A 15,421-nucleotide genomic window follows, 5' to 3' on the forward strand; every position below is an offset into this window, starting at 1 on the left:
AAAAATGGTTAAGGATAATAACAATATCCTTAACCTAAAAGTTAACAAATTGATTATTTATTACTAGACATTGAAACGGAATTCCATGATATCGCCATCTTGAACAATATACTCTTTTCCTTCTTCACGTAACCGGCCAGCTTCTTTTACTGCTTTTTCAGATCCATATTGAATAAGGTCATCATATGACATCGTTACTGCACGAATAAAACCTCTTTCAAAATCTGAATGGATAATACCCGCAGCTTGTGGAGCTTTTATACCACGCTTAAATGTCCAAGCGCGAACCTCTTTTTCACCAGCAGTAAAGTAAGTTCCAAGGCCTAAAAGATGATAAGCAGCTCGTGTTAATTTATCAACACCAGATTCTGTTAATCCAATAGCTTCTAAAAATTCTAACTTATCTTCATCATCAAGTTCAGATATTTCTTCTTCAGCTCGAGCAGAAATCACAACTACTTCTGCACTCTCTGTTTCTGCAAATGCACGAATTTGATTAACATAGTCGATATCATCAGGATCAGCTACTTTGTCCTCATCAACATTAGCAACATATAAAACAGGTTTAGTTGTTAATAAAAAGAGACCTTTAACAACTTTTGCTTCCTCTTCTGTAAACTCAATGGTACGAGCTGATTTCCCATCTTCCAAAACAGGTTTAATCTTTTGTAAAACATTGAACTCTGCTACTGATTCTTTATCTTTTTGAGTTCGTGCCATTTTTTCAACACGCGCATAACGTTTATTGATTGACTCTAAATCAGCTAAGATTAATTCAAGATTAATAGTATCAATATCTGCTATAGGATCAACGAAGGCATCCTCACGACCTTGTTCACGCATAACATTTTCATCATCAAAAGCACGTACCACATGAACAATAGCATCCACTTCACGAATATTAGCTAAAAATTTATTACCTAGACCTTCCCCCTTCGAAGCACCTTTAACAATACCTGCAATATCAGTAAATTCAAAGGTTGTCGGAACTGTTTTTTTAGGCGTAATCAATTCTGTCAATTTTTGTAGACGCTCATCTGGTACTTCTACCATACCAACATTGGGATCAATAGTCGCAAAAGGATAATTAGCAGCTTCTGCTCCTGCTTTTGTAATTGCGTTAAATAAAGTTGATTTACCAACATTTGGTAAGCCTACAATACCTGCTGTTAAAGCCATTTAGTGAGTCTCCATTCAAATTTCAATCAAGACTATTATATCAAAAAATAGAAGAAAAAGCGGTATGATAAGAAGAAAATTTCAGATTTGCTTATCATTATGCTACTCTTTCACCCTAATTTAAATTATCCACTCCGAAACAAAGGGAAGACCTAGAGCTTATAAGAAAGTTAATATAGCTAAGATAATTAGTAGAAATAGAATAATATTTCGAAAAATTAACCAATAAATTTTATTATATTTTTACAGATCAAGATTTTTTTCATAAATACGTTCAACTTTAACTTCATTTGTTTTAGCTAAAACATGTTCATCTAAGCTCACGTCAAAAATCTCAGCTAACCTGATTAAATTATCCAAATCTGGTGTGGTATCCCCATTTTCCCATTTTGATATGACTTACCGAAAAATAAACAACTGTTCTGCAACTTTCGTCATTGTCAATGGCCACCTTTCTTCTTTCGATAACATTAGAATAGCTAATTTTCCAACGGCATACTAGCAATTATTTAGGAAAGTATTGGTTGCAAATATAGCTATAATTATTTGTTTAAAAGGACTTTCATGGTTGCAGTACTTTTTTTAATTTTCGCTCAAAATCATAACGACTCATCATAATCACATGCTGACAGTTAGTGCATTGAATTTTAATATCAGCTCCTACTCTAAGCACTTTCCATTGATTAGCTTTTTTACCAGTCTCTTTAATCACACAGGCGTGCGGTTTTTTCATTTCAACAAGTGATCCAACTTGATACATCTTTTCTCCTTACATATATAAATACCTTTTTTGACATTTTAAACTAATCTGATCTAACTCAACTATTTCGCCATCTATTTCAATCAAACTATTTTTAGGAAAATATACGGTCATAGCTTTGAAAGTCTGGTGTTTTATACTTTTAGAGGTAGTATGCCTTTTAAAAACCAAAGATAATAAAATACTTAATCGTTTTAGAAAAGTATGCCCTTTAGCGTAAACCATATCTAACTCTGCAGTTAAAGCACTTGCTTTAGGCCAAATAGTAATGCCACCTCCAAAATAAGTGTTATTTGCTAATGCGAAAAAATAAAGGTCATTTAGTTTTATCCGCTGTCCTGTCTCTCCTTCCACTAATACTTGTACTTTAGAAGAATGTAATAATGATTTGATAGCTATAACAATGTAAGTTATTTTTCCTAGACGATATCTATTCAAAATATTTTTTATTTTAGAGTTAGACGCTTTCCAAACGACATAGGCTGCAAAACCTAAATCTAAACTATTCAAAATCAGCCCTTTATCATAAATAAAGCAATTAATTTCCTTTAATCTTTCTGTCTGAATAGCGGTAAGGGTTTCTTTGAGGTTAGGAATTTTCAAAGCTCTGGCAAAATCATTTCCCGAACCAACAGGATAATAAGCGCACGGAATATGTTGGGGAGATAAGTCATTACTTTTGATAAGGTACCATCTCCTCCTATAATCATTAGATGATCACTTTCTTTAAAAGACCTTAGTATATTAATGACTTGTTTTTTTTCATCATCTTTCTGTTCTGTATAGAACACAGAAATATCTTCAGTATGATAAAACTCCTGAATTTGACCAACAATAGTGGAGGCATTTTTATTACCAGCATGGGGGTTAGCTATTATATATAGAGTCATATTACTCATCATTATAGCATATCTTAGAATAAGAAAACTACCCAAGAATAACTTGGGTAGTTTTCTTATTTAGTTAGTACGAACAGGAGTTATTAATTGTATGAAATCTTCAGTATCTTCACCAGGTGTCAAAGTAAATGGACGTACTGGAGAAATAAATCGAATCGTAACTGTTTCGCTTTTTACTGCTTTTAAAGATTCAATTAGGTAAGTTGGATTAAAACTAATATTTAAACTATCACCTTTAAGGCTAACAGTATCCAATTCCTCATTAACTTTACCAACTTCTGGAGAGTTTACATGAGCTGAGACTGTTTCATTTTGAATTTCTAAACGAACAGTACCGTTCTGAGTTGCATTCGAAATTAAATAAGCACGTTCCATAGCATGGCGTAAAGCATTTGTATTAAAGATAATTTCGGTTTCAAACTGATTAGTTAGGAGGCGATCAGTATCAGGGTAGTTTCCTTCAAGCAAACGTGTATAGAAGCTGATATTTTCACTTCTAAATAACATTTGACTATCTGAGAAGAAAACCTCTACAGTTTCAATATCATCTGTAAAAACAGCCGAAAATTCTCGAAGGGATTTACTTGGAACAACCAAATCAAAATTATTAGCCGATTTCTCTAATTGGAAAGTGCGTTGACTCATACGGTGTGAATCTGTCGCAACAGCCTTAAAGTATTTATTTTGACTGATAACCAAATGAACACCTGTTAAGATTGGACGGCTTTCTTGTTGGCTAGCAGCAAAAGCAGTTTCATTAATAATTGATTTTAACAGTTTAGTTTCTAATGTTAATGGAGTATCTGTTGTCATTTCCTGCAGACGAGGGTATTGATCGACATCCTTACCTTTCAAAGTAATCTCTGATTTTCCACTAGTAAGAACAATTTGATGTTGTTCAATCTCTGTAAATTCTAAAGTTACATCTGGTAAACTTGAAATAATATTAATAAAGAAACCAGCTTCTAACAAAATAGAGCCTGGATTCGTTACTAGTAAACCTGCGTTTTCATTTGAAGCAGGAATAGTATTTTCAATTGAAATTTGTCCATTTGACCCCGTTAAAATGATAGCATCTCTAGTCACTTCTATTTTAACAGTTGAAAGGATTGGAATCGCATTTTTATGACTAATAGCTCGTTTGGTTACCGTTAGAGCATGCAAGAAGAAATTTTTATTTATTGAAAAATGAATCATAGTATATCCTTTATATATTAGTATAAATTTAGTAGTAATAGTAGGTCCTGTTAAAGTTGTGAATAAGTATTATAACTTTAGTATTCATAAGGAAAATAACTTGTTCACAACCTGTGGAAAAGTCTCGTATTTTTCTGATACTTATCCACAAAGGCTACCTGATTTTATTTTTGATAGTTTCTATCTCAATTCGTAAGTTGTCATCTTGAGCAACCATATTTTTTAATTTATTATAAGCGTGGAGAACAGTTGAGTGATCTCGTCCCCCAAATTCTTTACCTATTTTGGGGAGACTGTTATCTGTCATCTCACGAGCTAAGTACATGGCTACCTGTCTTGCAAGGACAATATCTTGTGTTCTTTTAGTTGCTTTTATCTCTTTTACAGTTACGCCATAGAATTTACCAACCTGTATTTGAATTTCTTCTATAGGAATGACAGTAACAATAGGACCGTCATTTTTACGTGCTCTGATAGCTTCTGCAGCTATATCTACTGTAATAGTTTTAGCATGCTTAAAGTCAGCAACTAGACTAATATTTTTCAAGGCTCCTTCTAATTCACGTACGTTGGAATCAAATTCTCCTGCTAAGTATTCAATGGTATCTTGAGGAAAATCATAAGGATATTCTTGAATTTTATTGGTTAAAATAGCAACTCGTGTTTCAAAATCAGGTGGTGTGATATTTACTGGGAGTCCCCAACTAAAGCGCGTGACTAGACGTTCTTCTAGATCATTTAATTGATTTGGATTTCGGTCACTGGTCAATACGATTTGTTTATCGTTTGTATGTAAAGCATTGAAAGTATTGAAGAACTCCTCTTGGGTCCCCCCTAAGGTTTTCTTAGCAAGCGACTGAATATCATCAATCAGGAGTAAGTCCAAGTTGCGAAACTTTTCTTTTAATTCTTCCATCGAATCTAAACGAATATGACTGACGAATTCATTAATAAAATTCTCAGCAGTGATGTATAAAACCCTCGCGTTTGGATTATCTCTTAAGACTTGATTTCCAATAGCATTTAGTAGATGCGTCTTTCCTAGACCAGGTCCCCCCCAGATAAATAGAGGATTATAAGTCGTGCCAGGACTATCAGCTACAGCAATTGATGCTGAAACAGCCCATCTATTTTCATCTCCTTGAACAAAATTAGCAAAAGTATATTTCTCTTTAAGATTAGAGTCGATTTTTCTAATTGGTAAAGTATTTACTTCATTGCTAGATTGCTGGTAGTTAGAAAAACTAGTTTCTTGTAAATGTAAATCGTTTGAGACATAGTTAGCTGTAATTTCAGCATTGAAAATTTCAAAACCAGCTGTTAGGATAACAGGCCCCAAATTTTGTTCCCAGAATAGCTTTTTCATTTCAATGTTATCTAAAGTAATAACTGCAGTTTGATGTTCAATTTTGAGGAGTCTAGCCTCTAGAACAAAAAATTCATAAGCTGCTGGTGCTATTTGAGAACGAGATAGCTCTAGTACTCTATTCCAAAATAGTTGTTCGTTTTCCGTCATAGCTTCTTCCTTATTGTCTTGTGGATAATTATTGTTATATTGTACCATAAAAAAATAAAGTTTTCCACAGATGTTGAAGAATAAAATCAACAATGTTAATTAAAGTTTTCCACAGTCTGTGGAAATTAGAAAAGCTTAGAGAATCAACAGAAAAATAGCAAAATACCTTGTGGATAAGTTTGATTAAATAAAAAAATAATCAACACCCTTATTTTAGAGTGTTGATAATTCTGTTTAATTCTTCTTGGTTAGCGAAAGCAATCTTTATATTGCCAGCACCATCTTTATTAATAGTAAGTTTCACTTTGCTACCAAGAAATTGAGCTAACTCATTTTCTTGATGTTTTAGAAAGACATCTTTATTTTGAAGTGACTTATGATTTGTTTTCTTTTCTTGTTTTAATAACTTCTCTAGTCGTCTTACACTAATATCTTCAGTGAGGATTCTCTGATACCAATCTTTCTGTTGACTAGCATCTGGTAGACTGAGTAGTGCACGCGCATGACCAGAGGAAAGTTTTCCTTCTTCAATAGCTGAAGTAATTAGTGGCGGTAAATTTAGTAGTCGTATCGTATTTGATATATAGGGACGAGATTTTCCCATATATTTTGCTAACTCTTCATGTGTCATACTTTTCTTTTGTAGAAGTTGAGAGTAGGCTTTAGCCTCTTCAATGGGTGACAAATTAGATCGTTGTAAATTTTCGACAATAGCTAATTGCATACTATCATCATTATTATAGGATTTTATAATTGCAGGTATACTTTCCAATTTAGCTAACTTTGCGGCTCTTAGCCGTCGTTCTCCGGCTACCAGTTCGTAACCAAAGACTGCTGACGGTCTTACAATAATGGGTTGAATAAGGCCATTAATTTTAATAGAGTCGGCTAATTCTTCTAGTTCTTTTGTATTAAATTCTAGGCGAGGTTGATACGGATTTGGAGCAATATGATTGATGTTGATCGTTTCTAAATATTCCATTTTAGACCTCAGATTCTATAGACTTACTAAAGGGATTGGTCTATCTGACCAACCCCTTTAATTTTACTATATCTTAGTTAAAATAACTAGAATTGATTTAGTTATTTGCTCGTTGTTTAGCTAAATCTTTACTAGTTTTAGTAAGTTTTATAGTGACTGTTTGTTTATTTTCACCACGATAAAAGGTTACTGTTATGGAATCTCCTACCTGGTGGCCATAGAGTAAACTTTGTAAATCACTTGGAGATGCTACTTCTTTATCGTCAACTTTAGTAATGACATCGTATTTCTTTAGTTTGCCTTGAGCTGGCATGCCAGATTGGATAGATGCTACTACAATACCATTAGTAACATTACTTGGGATTTTCAGTTTACTAATAACATCGGATGGTAAATTACTTAATCCAGCCATAGAAATACCTAGAGCAGGTCTCTCTACTTGTCCGTTACTCTCAAGTTGATTGATAATCTTAACAACATCATTTGAAGGAATGGCAAATCCCATACCTTCAACGCTATTTCCTGACGATTGTCCTGAGGTTTGATTTGATGTAGAAGAAATTTTACTAGAATTAATTCCAATAACCTGTCCTTCAATATTGATAAGTGCTCCACCTGAATTACCAGGATTGATAGCAGCATCAGTCTGGATAGCATTTGTAGAAACTGTTTGTCCTTCTTCATTAGTCATTGTTACAGTTCTTTTTAAACTAGATACAATACCTTGAGTTACAGAATTTGCATACTCAGTTCCAAGAGGGCTTCCGATCGCTATAGCAGTTTCACCAATGTTGAGTTTTGATGAATCAGCAAATTCTGCAATATTTGAAACTTTATCTGATGGAATTTTGACGACGGCTAAATCAGAGTAGGTATCTGACCCAACAAGTTTCCCAACTGCTTTTGAGCCATCGGCTAGTTGAATTTCAATTTGTTTAGCCCCATCAATGACGTGGTTATTAGTGACAACATAGGCATTTTTACCATCTTTTTTATAGATGACTCCAGAGCCTTCACCGTAAACTTGTAAGCCCTTATCAGTGTTGCCTCCCTGATTACCAAAAAAATGACTATAGAAGTCTGATAGGTCAGAACGACTCTCTTGTTGTTTATAATTGATAACAGAAACAACACTATTTTGTACCTTTTTAACAGCTTTTGTTGTAGGCGTTATGTTATTATAATTTACTTTACTAGTTTTAGTGACACCACCATTTGGAATATTGTCATTATGATTCATGACAAAACTAGCAAATGCTCCACCAGCAAAGCTAACAATAATGATTAGAGAACACTTTAGAAGTGATGAGACTAATTTTTTTTTCACAAATAGCTACCTCCGTAAACTTTTATACTAATCTTATGACAAGCTTCTTAATTATACCTTAAAAGCTAAAAAAAGGAAATATCCACAACTTGTGGATAACCTTGATTATAATTATAGAATGCCTATAAAATAAGGGGATATGTAAGGATAAACATGTGGATAAATTGTGAAAATATTGTGGATTATGTTATAATGTAGCTATGAAATTAAAAATAATTACAGTTGGAAAATTGAAAGAGAAATACCTTAAAGAAGGTGTTGCAGAGTATCAGAAACGTCTGAATCGCTTTTCTAAAATTGAGACAATTGAGCTAGCTGATGAAAAGACGCCTGATAAAGCTAGTATATCTGAAAATCAAAGAATTTTAGATATAGAAGGGGAACGTATTTTGAGTAAAATAGGTGAGAGGGATTATGTCATTGGTTTGGCTATAGAAGGGAAACAATTGCCATCTGAATCATTTAGCCATCTAATCGATCAAAAAATGATATCCGGCTACTCTACTATTACTTTTGTTATTGGTGGTAGTTTGGGCTTATCTCCAAAAGTGAAAAAACGTGCTGATTATTTAATGAGTTTTGGACTGCTAACATTACCTCATCAACTTATGAAATTAGTCTTGATGGAACAAATTTATCGTGCTTTTATGATTCGTCAAGGCACTCCTTACCACAAATAATCGTTCCATTTATGAAACAACTGCTAAAAACAAATAAAAAAGCCTAGATAATCTATCTAGGCTTTCATTATCTGATTCCAGCAGGATTCGAACCTGCGACCGTTCGCTTAGAAGGCGAATGCTCTATCCAGCTGAGCTATGGAACCATCAACTCTGTTATTCTACCAAAATATTAGGCAGGCTGTCAAGTTTTCATATGTACTATTTATGAGTTGGAAATATATTTTTTTGCTCATAAGTAGGTTCAATTTTTTTGTAAAAATTATTGAACAAAAGTATAGACAAACCTTTTTTTTCTGATATAATATTAAGAGTACTAAGGAAACACCTAACCTATGGTCCGTTGGTCAAGGGGTTAAGACACCGCCTTTTCACGGCGGTAACACGGGTTCGAATCCCGTACGGACTATTGATAACTGCTTTGCAGTTTTTTATTTATCCGGCATAGCTCAGTTGGTAGTAGCGCATGACTGTTAATCATGATGTCGCAGGTTCGAGTCCTGCTGCCGGAGTGATAAGACACATCTAAACGTTGATTTGTCGGCGTTTTTTGTTAATAAAATAGGATGAGAATACTCTCATCCTATTTTATTTTTTCCAAATTTAAAATAATAGACAGTAAATAATACTATTCCAGTAATAGATAGGCCTACCCCAAATTTAAAGCCGTAAGGGATAAAAATTAATGTTACTTTGCCTTTTCCTTTAGGAATATTTATTTTCATAAAACCTTTCTGAGCTTTGAAAATTTTTATTTCTTTATTATTTTGATAAGCTTTCCAACCCCTATCATAGGGAATAGTGAAGAAAAGAGAACTTCTATTAGGACTTGTATAATTAGCAATAACTTTATTATGATCAGTTCTTACTTTTACTTTTCGTTTATTAATAACAGTCATAGCTTTTTGATAAGCTTCTAACTTGAGCCCATAAAAGTGAGGAATTGGGAAAGAAACTTGATCATTGTGTGGAAATTGAAATTTTACTTTGATACGACTGTTTTCAGCAAAGGAACCAATATTAAAAAATGAATAAGCATTATCAAGAGTATTAGGTACAAATGGTCCATTATTAACGGAGATTTGAACAATTTTATTTTCCTCATTATTAAAATTTATAAACGGCATACTAACATATAACTGACTGTTTTTAGGGATAGTTATGTTATAGGTAATTTCAGTATTCCCTTGTTTATTCTTTTTAACAAATACTTGTTTATTAAGAGTGGTTTGCCCAGAAACGCTATTTGGAATAAGATGCTCAAAATACGTCTCTTTCAAACCACTTAATTGATTTAAAAGAGTTGTCTGATTATCCAAAGTATTCACAGTAAATGGTTTATCTTGATATACTTGATTCGTTAGTATAGCTAATTGACTGGCAAACTGATTTTTGTAAAGAATGGTTTGTTTATCTTGAGCTTTTCTGATAAAACCAAATTTATCAAAAGGATATTCTGTAAGGTTATATTTTACACCAAATAGACTATCTGCGATCAAAGTATTATTTTGATAACGTAAATTTAAATTTGTACCATCTGATTTAAAGCCAAGTCTATCAAGCACTTGACTGGAAGAACGATTTCTAATAGATGAAAATTGTGAAATACCATTATAATTATATTTCATAGAGTCGTTGCCGGTTTGTCCTAACCAGCGCTCTGTACGGAAGAATGTAGAGCTATTTCTCTCAGTCTTTCTGATAAGTTTGCTAATGCTGTGATTATATTTAGCATATCCTTGCCTAGATGGAAATACCCACTCATTGTTAAGACTATTTAGTTGGTAAAAAGTGTTTAAAGTCATCTCTAACACAACAAAACCAATAAGAAAGGGATAAAAAACTAGTTTAGGTATTTGCTTACTGACAAAACTAATAGTTAGAATAATATAAGCTGAGAGGAAAGTTAAGGTTAAAAGAAGTAATTCAAGATTAAGGTAATGATAATGCTTTTTAAATAAAAACGTGATTATGAAACCACTTACTAAAATTAAATTGACCCCTAAAATCTTTTTCCAAGAAATGTTGTCTAAATACTCAAGGCATTCAGCAGCTAGCAGACAGATAAGTACTGAAAGTACCCAAGAGTAGCGATGGAGAAACATATTTGGAGCATGCATCCCTTGCCAAAATAAATCTAGAGGTGTTATATAAAAACTAGCAATAACAAATATTAGTAAAAATCCATATGCTAATCTAGTCCTTCGAGGAACTTCCTTTATTGTAAAGTAAAGTAAAGAAAGGAGTAAAGGAAGTAAACCTACATAAATCATAGGAATAGAGCCAAATTTTGTTGTATCATAGGCTCCAATCATATTTTTAGCAAACAAATCCATGTACCAAGAATTTTCTGTAAACATCTTCGATACCTTTGTCAACTTTTCACCATGAGTAGTTAAATCAAAATAAGTTGGCAAAATCATAATGCTACTAGTCATACCAGCTAAAAGAGATAAAAAGGTAAAATGAAGAAATTGTTTAAATGCAACCGTACTATCAGTATTACGGGTTATTTGTACGATGAAGTAAAGGCTAGTAAAGATGGCAGTCATAAAACCAAAATAATAGTTTTGGATGAATAAGGCTGTCAGAGAGAGGAAATAAAGTATAGGTTTTCTTTCCCATAGTAGCTGATCAACTCCTAAAACAACAAGGGGAATTAGAATAAATACATCTAGCCACATATTAATTTCAATTTGGCTAATTGAGAAACTCATTAAGCTATAGCAAGTAGAAATTACTAAAAGTAAGATACGATTAACTTTACAATGACGTTTACAAAGAGTGACAAACATTGACAAACCTATCAACCCTATTTTACATATTGTTAAAAGGTAGATAGCATCAGGCATATTTTTTAGATTAAAGAAATAAACTATTGGGGATAAAAAACTTCCCAAATAGTAACTACTCAGAGCATAAAAATTTAAACCTAAACCGCTTGTAAAGGTATAGAATAAGCTGTTTGAACCATGAAGAATATTTCTTAATGCTTGATTAAAGATAACATATTGATGAAAGCCATCGCTTGCTAATATGGTTGTTGGACTTCCCCAATAAATATTCTTAGTAAAGAGGATGCAGACTATGATTATGAAGGGGAGTAGAAAGCTTATTGTATAGTAAGGTATACGAAGCTTATAGTGGTTAATTGTCATATATATCTCCTAAGATAAAAAGGCTGGACACTATTTGTTCCAACCTTTTTATTTAAATGATTAATATAGTTTTAAGATTTTCAATCTTGACACGTTTATTAGGTTAGAGATATGCCAAAGGATTATTTCCAGAGTTGAGCGACCTTAGCTTGTACTTCGGCATTTTCAAGAAATTCATCGTAAGTTTCATCGATACGATCGACAACTCCGTTTTTAGAAAGAACAATAATATGGTTCGCTAAAGTTTGAATAAACTCGTGGTCATGACTTGCAAAAATAATAGATTCTTTGAAATCTTTTAGTCCATCGTTGAGACTTGAAATAGATTCCAAATCTAAGTGGTTTGTTGGATCATCAAGAACAAGAACATTAGATTTTAATAGCATTAATTTCGAAAGCATAACGCGTACTTTTTCACCCCCAGATAAGACATTAACAGATTTGTTAACCTCATCTCCAGAGAAAAGCATACGACCTAGGAAGCCACGTAAGAAGGTATTATCGTCTTCTTCTTTACTAGCAAATTGACGAAGCCATTCTAAGATTGACTCGCCAGAAGCAAAGTCTCGTGAATTGTCTTTTGGAAGGTAAGAACGACTAGTTGTTACTCCCCATTTGATTGTTCCTTCATATTCGATATCCCCCATCAATGCTCGAATAAGTGCAGTAGTTTGGATATCATTTTGTCCAATAAGTGCAGTTTTATCACCAGGACGAAGAATGAAACTGATATTATCAAGGATTTTTTCCCCATCAATAGTGACAGAGAGATTTTCAACGGTCAATAAATCATTTCCCATTTCGCGTTCGGCTTTAAAGTTAACGAATGGGTATTTACGGCTTGATGGTACAATCTCTTCAAGTTCAATTTTATCAAGCATTTTTTTACGAGAAGTTGCTTGTTTTGATTTTGAAGCATTCGCTGAAAATCGTGCAACGAATTCTTGAAGTTGTTTAATTTTTTCTTCTGCTTTAGCATTACGATCAGCTTGTAAACGAGCTGCTAATTCTGATGATTCTTTCCAGAAATCATAGTTACCGACGAACAGTTTAATTTTTCCCAAATCAAGGTCAGCCATATGTGTACATACTTTATTCAAGAAATGACGGTCGTGGGAAACTACAATAACTGTATTTTCAAAGTCAATCAAGAAATCTTCTAACCAAGTAATAGACTGGATATCAAGTCCATTGGTAGGCTCGTCAAGGAGAAGTACATCTGGTTTACCAAAGAGAGCTTTTGCAAGGAGAACTTTAACTTTGTCTCCATTAGCTAGTTCACTCATATTTTGATAATGAAGCTCTTCTGAAATATTTAGATTTTGGAGTAATTGAGAAGCCTCACTTTCAGCCTCCCATCCACCGAGTTCAGCAAATTCTCCTTCTAATTCCGCAGCGCGAACACCATCTTCATCAGAAAAATCTTCTTTCATGTAGATAGCATCCTTTTCTTTCATGATACTATAAAGTGTTTCATTACCCATGATAACGACATCAATGACGCGCTCATCTTCATAATCAAAATGATTTTGGCGAAGTACAGAAAGGCGTTCATCTGGGCCAAGTGCAATATGTCCTGTTGTTGGTTCAATATCACCAGCTAAAATTTTAAGGAAAGTTGATTTACCAGCGCCATTTGCTCCGATAAGACCATAGGTATTTCCTGCTGTAAAGTTAATGTTAACTTCATCAAATAATTTGCGATCACTAAAACGTAGTGAAACATCTGAAACTGTAAGCAATTTTGTTACCTCTTGTGTATATTCTATCTGCTATTCTACTAGAAAAAGCTTTAATTATCAATCGATTACATTGGCATAAGAATGTCTTCATCAAGACGTCCATGATTTTTTTGAAGACTAAATCCACGTCCAGAAGCTTGTGATGTTGGAGTTACTGTTATGAAGGCTGTTTCGTCAATTTCTGCTATTGCCTCTTGTAATTTAGCAAACTCATAACCAGCAATAGTGGTCATAAGCATGATTTGATTAGTTCCAGAATATCCCCCTTTAACGGGAATTTCTGTTACTCCTCTATCTGCGACAGTATTGATATATGTCTTAATTTTTTGGTGCTCTTGAGAAACGATTAAGACAGTGCTTAAGGTTGTAAAACCAGTTTGGATAGCATTAATAATATAACTAATAGTTATCAACCCAATAATAGAAAACATAACCGTATCACTGTCAAAAGCTAGGAAACCAACAATTGTAACAAGTCCATCAATCAATATAACCCCTTGTCCAAGGCTTATAGGAGTATATTTTCCTAAGAATTGAATGATAATCCCCGTTCCACCAGTTGAAGAGTCACTCCAAAAAACAATCCCCAAACCACATCCTACAATAACACCTCCAAAAAGTGCTGCGAGGAGTGGGTTGTGGGTCAAAGTTGGTACACTTTGTGTTAACTTAATAAAAACAGGAAAAATCCAAGAACCATAGACAGTTTTTAAAAAGGTTTGTTTACCTAAGCCAAAGTAGCAAAGAAGGAGCAATGGAATATTGATAATCATAATAAAAAAAGCAGAATCCCAACCAAATACTTCATGAAAACTAACTGCCAAACCACTAATCCCCCCCGTGACAATATGATTATGAAGGAAGAAAGCGTTGAAACCAAATGCAACAATTAGAGATCCAATATTTAATAGTATAAAATTCTTAATTTTTTTAGACATGATAAGCTCCTTAACTTTAGTAATAATAACATGATAAAAAGAGAAAGCTGTCAATAAATAATATTGACAACTCAGTCATAACATTTTTATTTTATCAAAACTTATTATTACCTATTATCTAACAGCGAGACTTGGTAGTCAAGTAAATTTAGAAAAGAAATTTCTCGATATTTTTAAGTTGAATGCCGATTTTATTGGTATATAATAGAAAACATGATAATACAAGAAGGAGAATTTGCTATAATGCGCAGAGATGATATTATAATGCCACAAGATGGAAGAAAAATGGCTGTATTATTGGGTTTTATTGGTGGTTTTATTGACGTTTATAGTCACATGCAGTTTCACTCCCTTGTTGCAACACAGACAGGTAATATTATCTTGATGGTGGCAAATCTCGGACAAAATGATTTTCACTTTTTTATCACTAAATTATTTTCTATTTTCTTTTTTTCAATTGGTTTTTTGGTTGGTATTGTGATTAAAGAACGTGCAGTAACAGCTTTTTGGCGTCTATATGCATTATGTCCCCTTTTACTGTCTACTATGTTTATTCCTTTTGTTGAAAATGTAAACCACAATATCTGGGTAGCTTTATTAGCCTTTAGCACAGGTATTTTAATGTTGACATTTTCAGGAAGTCGCATTGAATCTGAACCATATACTATCTTAATGACTTCTGGTAATTATCGAAAAATGCTACAATTTTGGTATGAGTATATTGTTAATCGTCAGAGAACGGCTATGCAAAAAAGACGAGCTATCAATTATTCACTGGTAGTTCTAGCATTTATTGTTGGAGCATTGGTAGCTGCAATAGTTTACGATATCTTTGCATATAGAGCTATTTTAGGTGTGACGATAACGCTTTTAATTATTATGATTCATTATACGATTGAAATTATTAAGAACGATTTAACGTTACATAATGTTTAATCATCTTAATAAGGTGAATGTTTCTTGTAGAGATGAATTGCAATAGGGCTTGTGACATGATAAGATAACTATATGAAATGATATCTTTGGTATATTAAGGAGTAAAC

General features: G+C 33.2%; 12 protein-coding genes, 3 tRNA genes and 1 pseudogene. 4 read left to right on the plus strand and 12 right to left on the minus strand.

Annotated features, from left to right (window positions below; genetic code table 11):
* Window positions 1-63: 63 nt before the first annotated feature.
* From ychF to EGX70_RS08090, 8 genes and pseudogenes are all read right to left on the minus strand, one after another.
* Window positions 64-1,179, minus strand: a complete 1,116-nt coding sequence (ychF, locus tag EGX70_RS08055; RefSeq protein WP_001218689.1) for a redox-regulated ATPase YchF — start codon at window positions 1,177-1,179, stop codon at window positions 64-66.
* Between the two features lie 243 nt (window positions 1,180-1,422).
* Window positions 1,423-1,539 carry a hypothetical protein gene (locus EGX70_RS11310; RefSeq protein WP_000369331.1) on the minus strand — a complete coding sequence of 39 codons (117 nt, stop codon included), beginning with the start codon at window positions 1,537-1,539 and terminating at the stop codon, window positions 1,423-1,425.
* Window positions 1,540-1,741: 202 nt separating this feature from the next.
* On the minus strand, window positions 1,742-1,939 hold the full coding sequence (locus tag EGX70_RS08065) for a DUF951 domain-containing protein (RefSeq protein WP_000285199.1): 198 nt from the start codon (window positions 1,937-1,939) through the stop codon (window positions 1,742-1,744).
* A gap of 9 nt (window positions 1,940-1,948) precedes the next feature.
* Window positions 1,949-2,841 (minus strand): annotated as a pseudogene (locus tag EGX70_RS08070) (diacylglycerol kinase family protein).
* Window positions 2,842-2,898: 57 nt separating this feature from the next.
* On the minus strand, window positions 2,899-4,035 hold the full coding sequence (dnaN, locus tag EGX70_RS08075) for a DNA polymerase III subunit beta (protein ID WP_000581132.1): 1,137 nt from the start codon (window positions 4,033-4,035) through the stop codon (window positions 2,899-2,901).
* A 154-nt stretch (window positions 4,036-4,189) separates the two neighbouring features.
* Window positions 4,190-5,551: a chromosomal replication initiator protein DnaA gene (gene dnaA, locus EGX70_RS08080; protein ID WP_123948149.1), complete on the minus strand. Its 1,362-nt coding sequence runs from the start codon at window positions 5,549-5,551 to the stop codon at window positions 4,190-4,192.
* 208 nt (window positions 5,552-5,759) lie between these two features.
* Window positions 5,760-6,533, minus strand: a complete 774-nt coding sequence (locus tag EGX70_RS08085) for a ParB/RepB/Spo0J family partition protein (protein WP_000456084.1) — start codon at window positions 6,531-6,533, stop codon at window positions 5,760-5,762.
* A gap of 97 nt (window positions 6,534-6,630) precedes the next feature.
* A complete protein-coding gene (locus EGX70_RS08090; protein WP_000728357.1) occupies window positions 6,631-7,860 on the minus strand; it encodes a S1C family serine protease in 1,230 nt (409 codons plus the stop codon).
* 200 nt (window positions 7,861-8,060) lie between these two features.
* Between EGX70_RS08090 and rlmH the strand changes: the two genes are divergently transcribed.
* Window positions 8,061-8,540, plus strand: coding sequence for a 23S rRNA (pseudouridine(1915)-N(3))-methyltransferase RlmH (gene rlmH, locus EGX70_RS08095; RefSeq protein ID WP_000768333.1), 480 nt, complete (start codon window positions 8,061-8,063; stop codon window positions 8,538-8,540).
* Window positions 8,541-8,612: 72 nt separating this feature from the next.
* On the opposite strand, the gene EGX70_RS08100 is transcribed toward rlmH, so the two are convergent.
* Window positions 8,613-8,686 (minus strand) — tRNA-Arg (locus EGX70_RS08100).
* Window positions 8,687-8,877: 191 nt separating this feature from the next.
* Between EGX70_RS08100 and EGX70_RS08105 the strand changes: the two genes are divergently transcribed.
* Together EGX70_RS08105 and EGX70_RS08110 are read left to right on the plus strand one after the other, a co-directional pair.
* A tRNA-Glu gene (locus tag EGX70_RS08105) sits at window positions 8,878-8,949 on the plus strand.
* A 29-nt stretch (window positions 8,950-8,978) separates the two neighbouring features.
* A tRNA-Asn gene (locus tag EGX70_RS08110) sits at window positions 8,979-9,052 on the plus strand.
* Window positions 9,053-9,118: 66 nt separating this feature from the next.
* Here EGX70_RS08110 and EGX70_RS08115 read toward each other — a convergent pair.
* The 3 genes from EGX70_RS08115 to EGX70_RS08125 form a co-directional block, all read right to left on the minus strand.
* Window positions 9,119-11,698, minus strand: coding sequence for a YfhO family protein (locus EGX70_RS08115; protein ID WP_000154429.1), 2,580 nt, complete (start codon window positions 11,696-11,698; stop codon window positions 9,119-9,121).
* 122 nt (window positions 11,699-11,820) lie between these two features.
* The gene (locus tag EGX70_RS08120) at window positions 11,821-13,440 is read right to left on the minus strand and encodes an ABC-F family ATP-binding cassette domain-containing protein (RefSeq protein ID WP_123948065.1); all 1,620 of its coding nucleotides are present in this window, start codon (window positions 13,438-13,440) and stop codon (window positions 11,821-11,823) included.
* A 65-nt stretch (window positions 13,441-13,505) separates the two neighbouring features.
* The gene (locus EGX70_RS08125; RefSeq protein ID WP_000037681.1) at window positions 13,506-14,378 is read right to left on the minus strand and encodes a YitT family protein; all 873 of its coding nucleotides are present in this window, start codon (window positions 14,376-14,378) and stop codon (window positions 13,506-13,508) included.
* Window positions 14,379-14,621: 243 nt separating this feature from the next.
* On the opposite strand from EGX70_RS08125, the gene EGX70_RS08130 reads away from it, so the two are divergent.
* Complete coding sequence (locus EGX70_RS08130) at window positions 14,622-15,314, plus strand: YoaK family protein (RefSeq protein WP_001250494.1); 693 nt, start codon at window positions 14,622-14,624, stop codon at window positions 15,312-15,314.
* Window positions 15,315-15,421 lie beyond the last annotated feature (107 nt).

The organism is Streptococcus sp. FDAARGOS_522, assembly GCF_003812445.1.
Classification (GTDB): domain Bacteria; phylum Bacillota; class Bacilli; order Lactobacillales; family Streptococcaceae; genus Streptococcus; species Streptococcus agalactiae.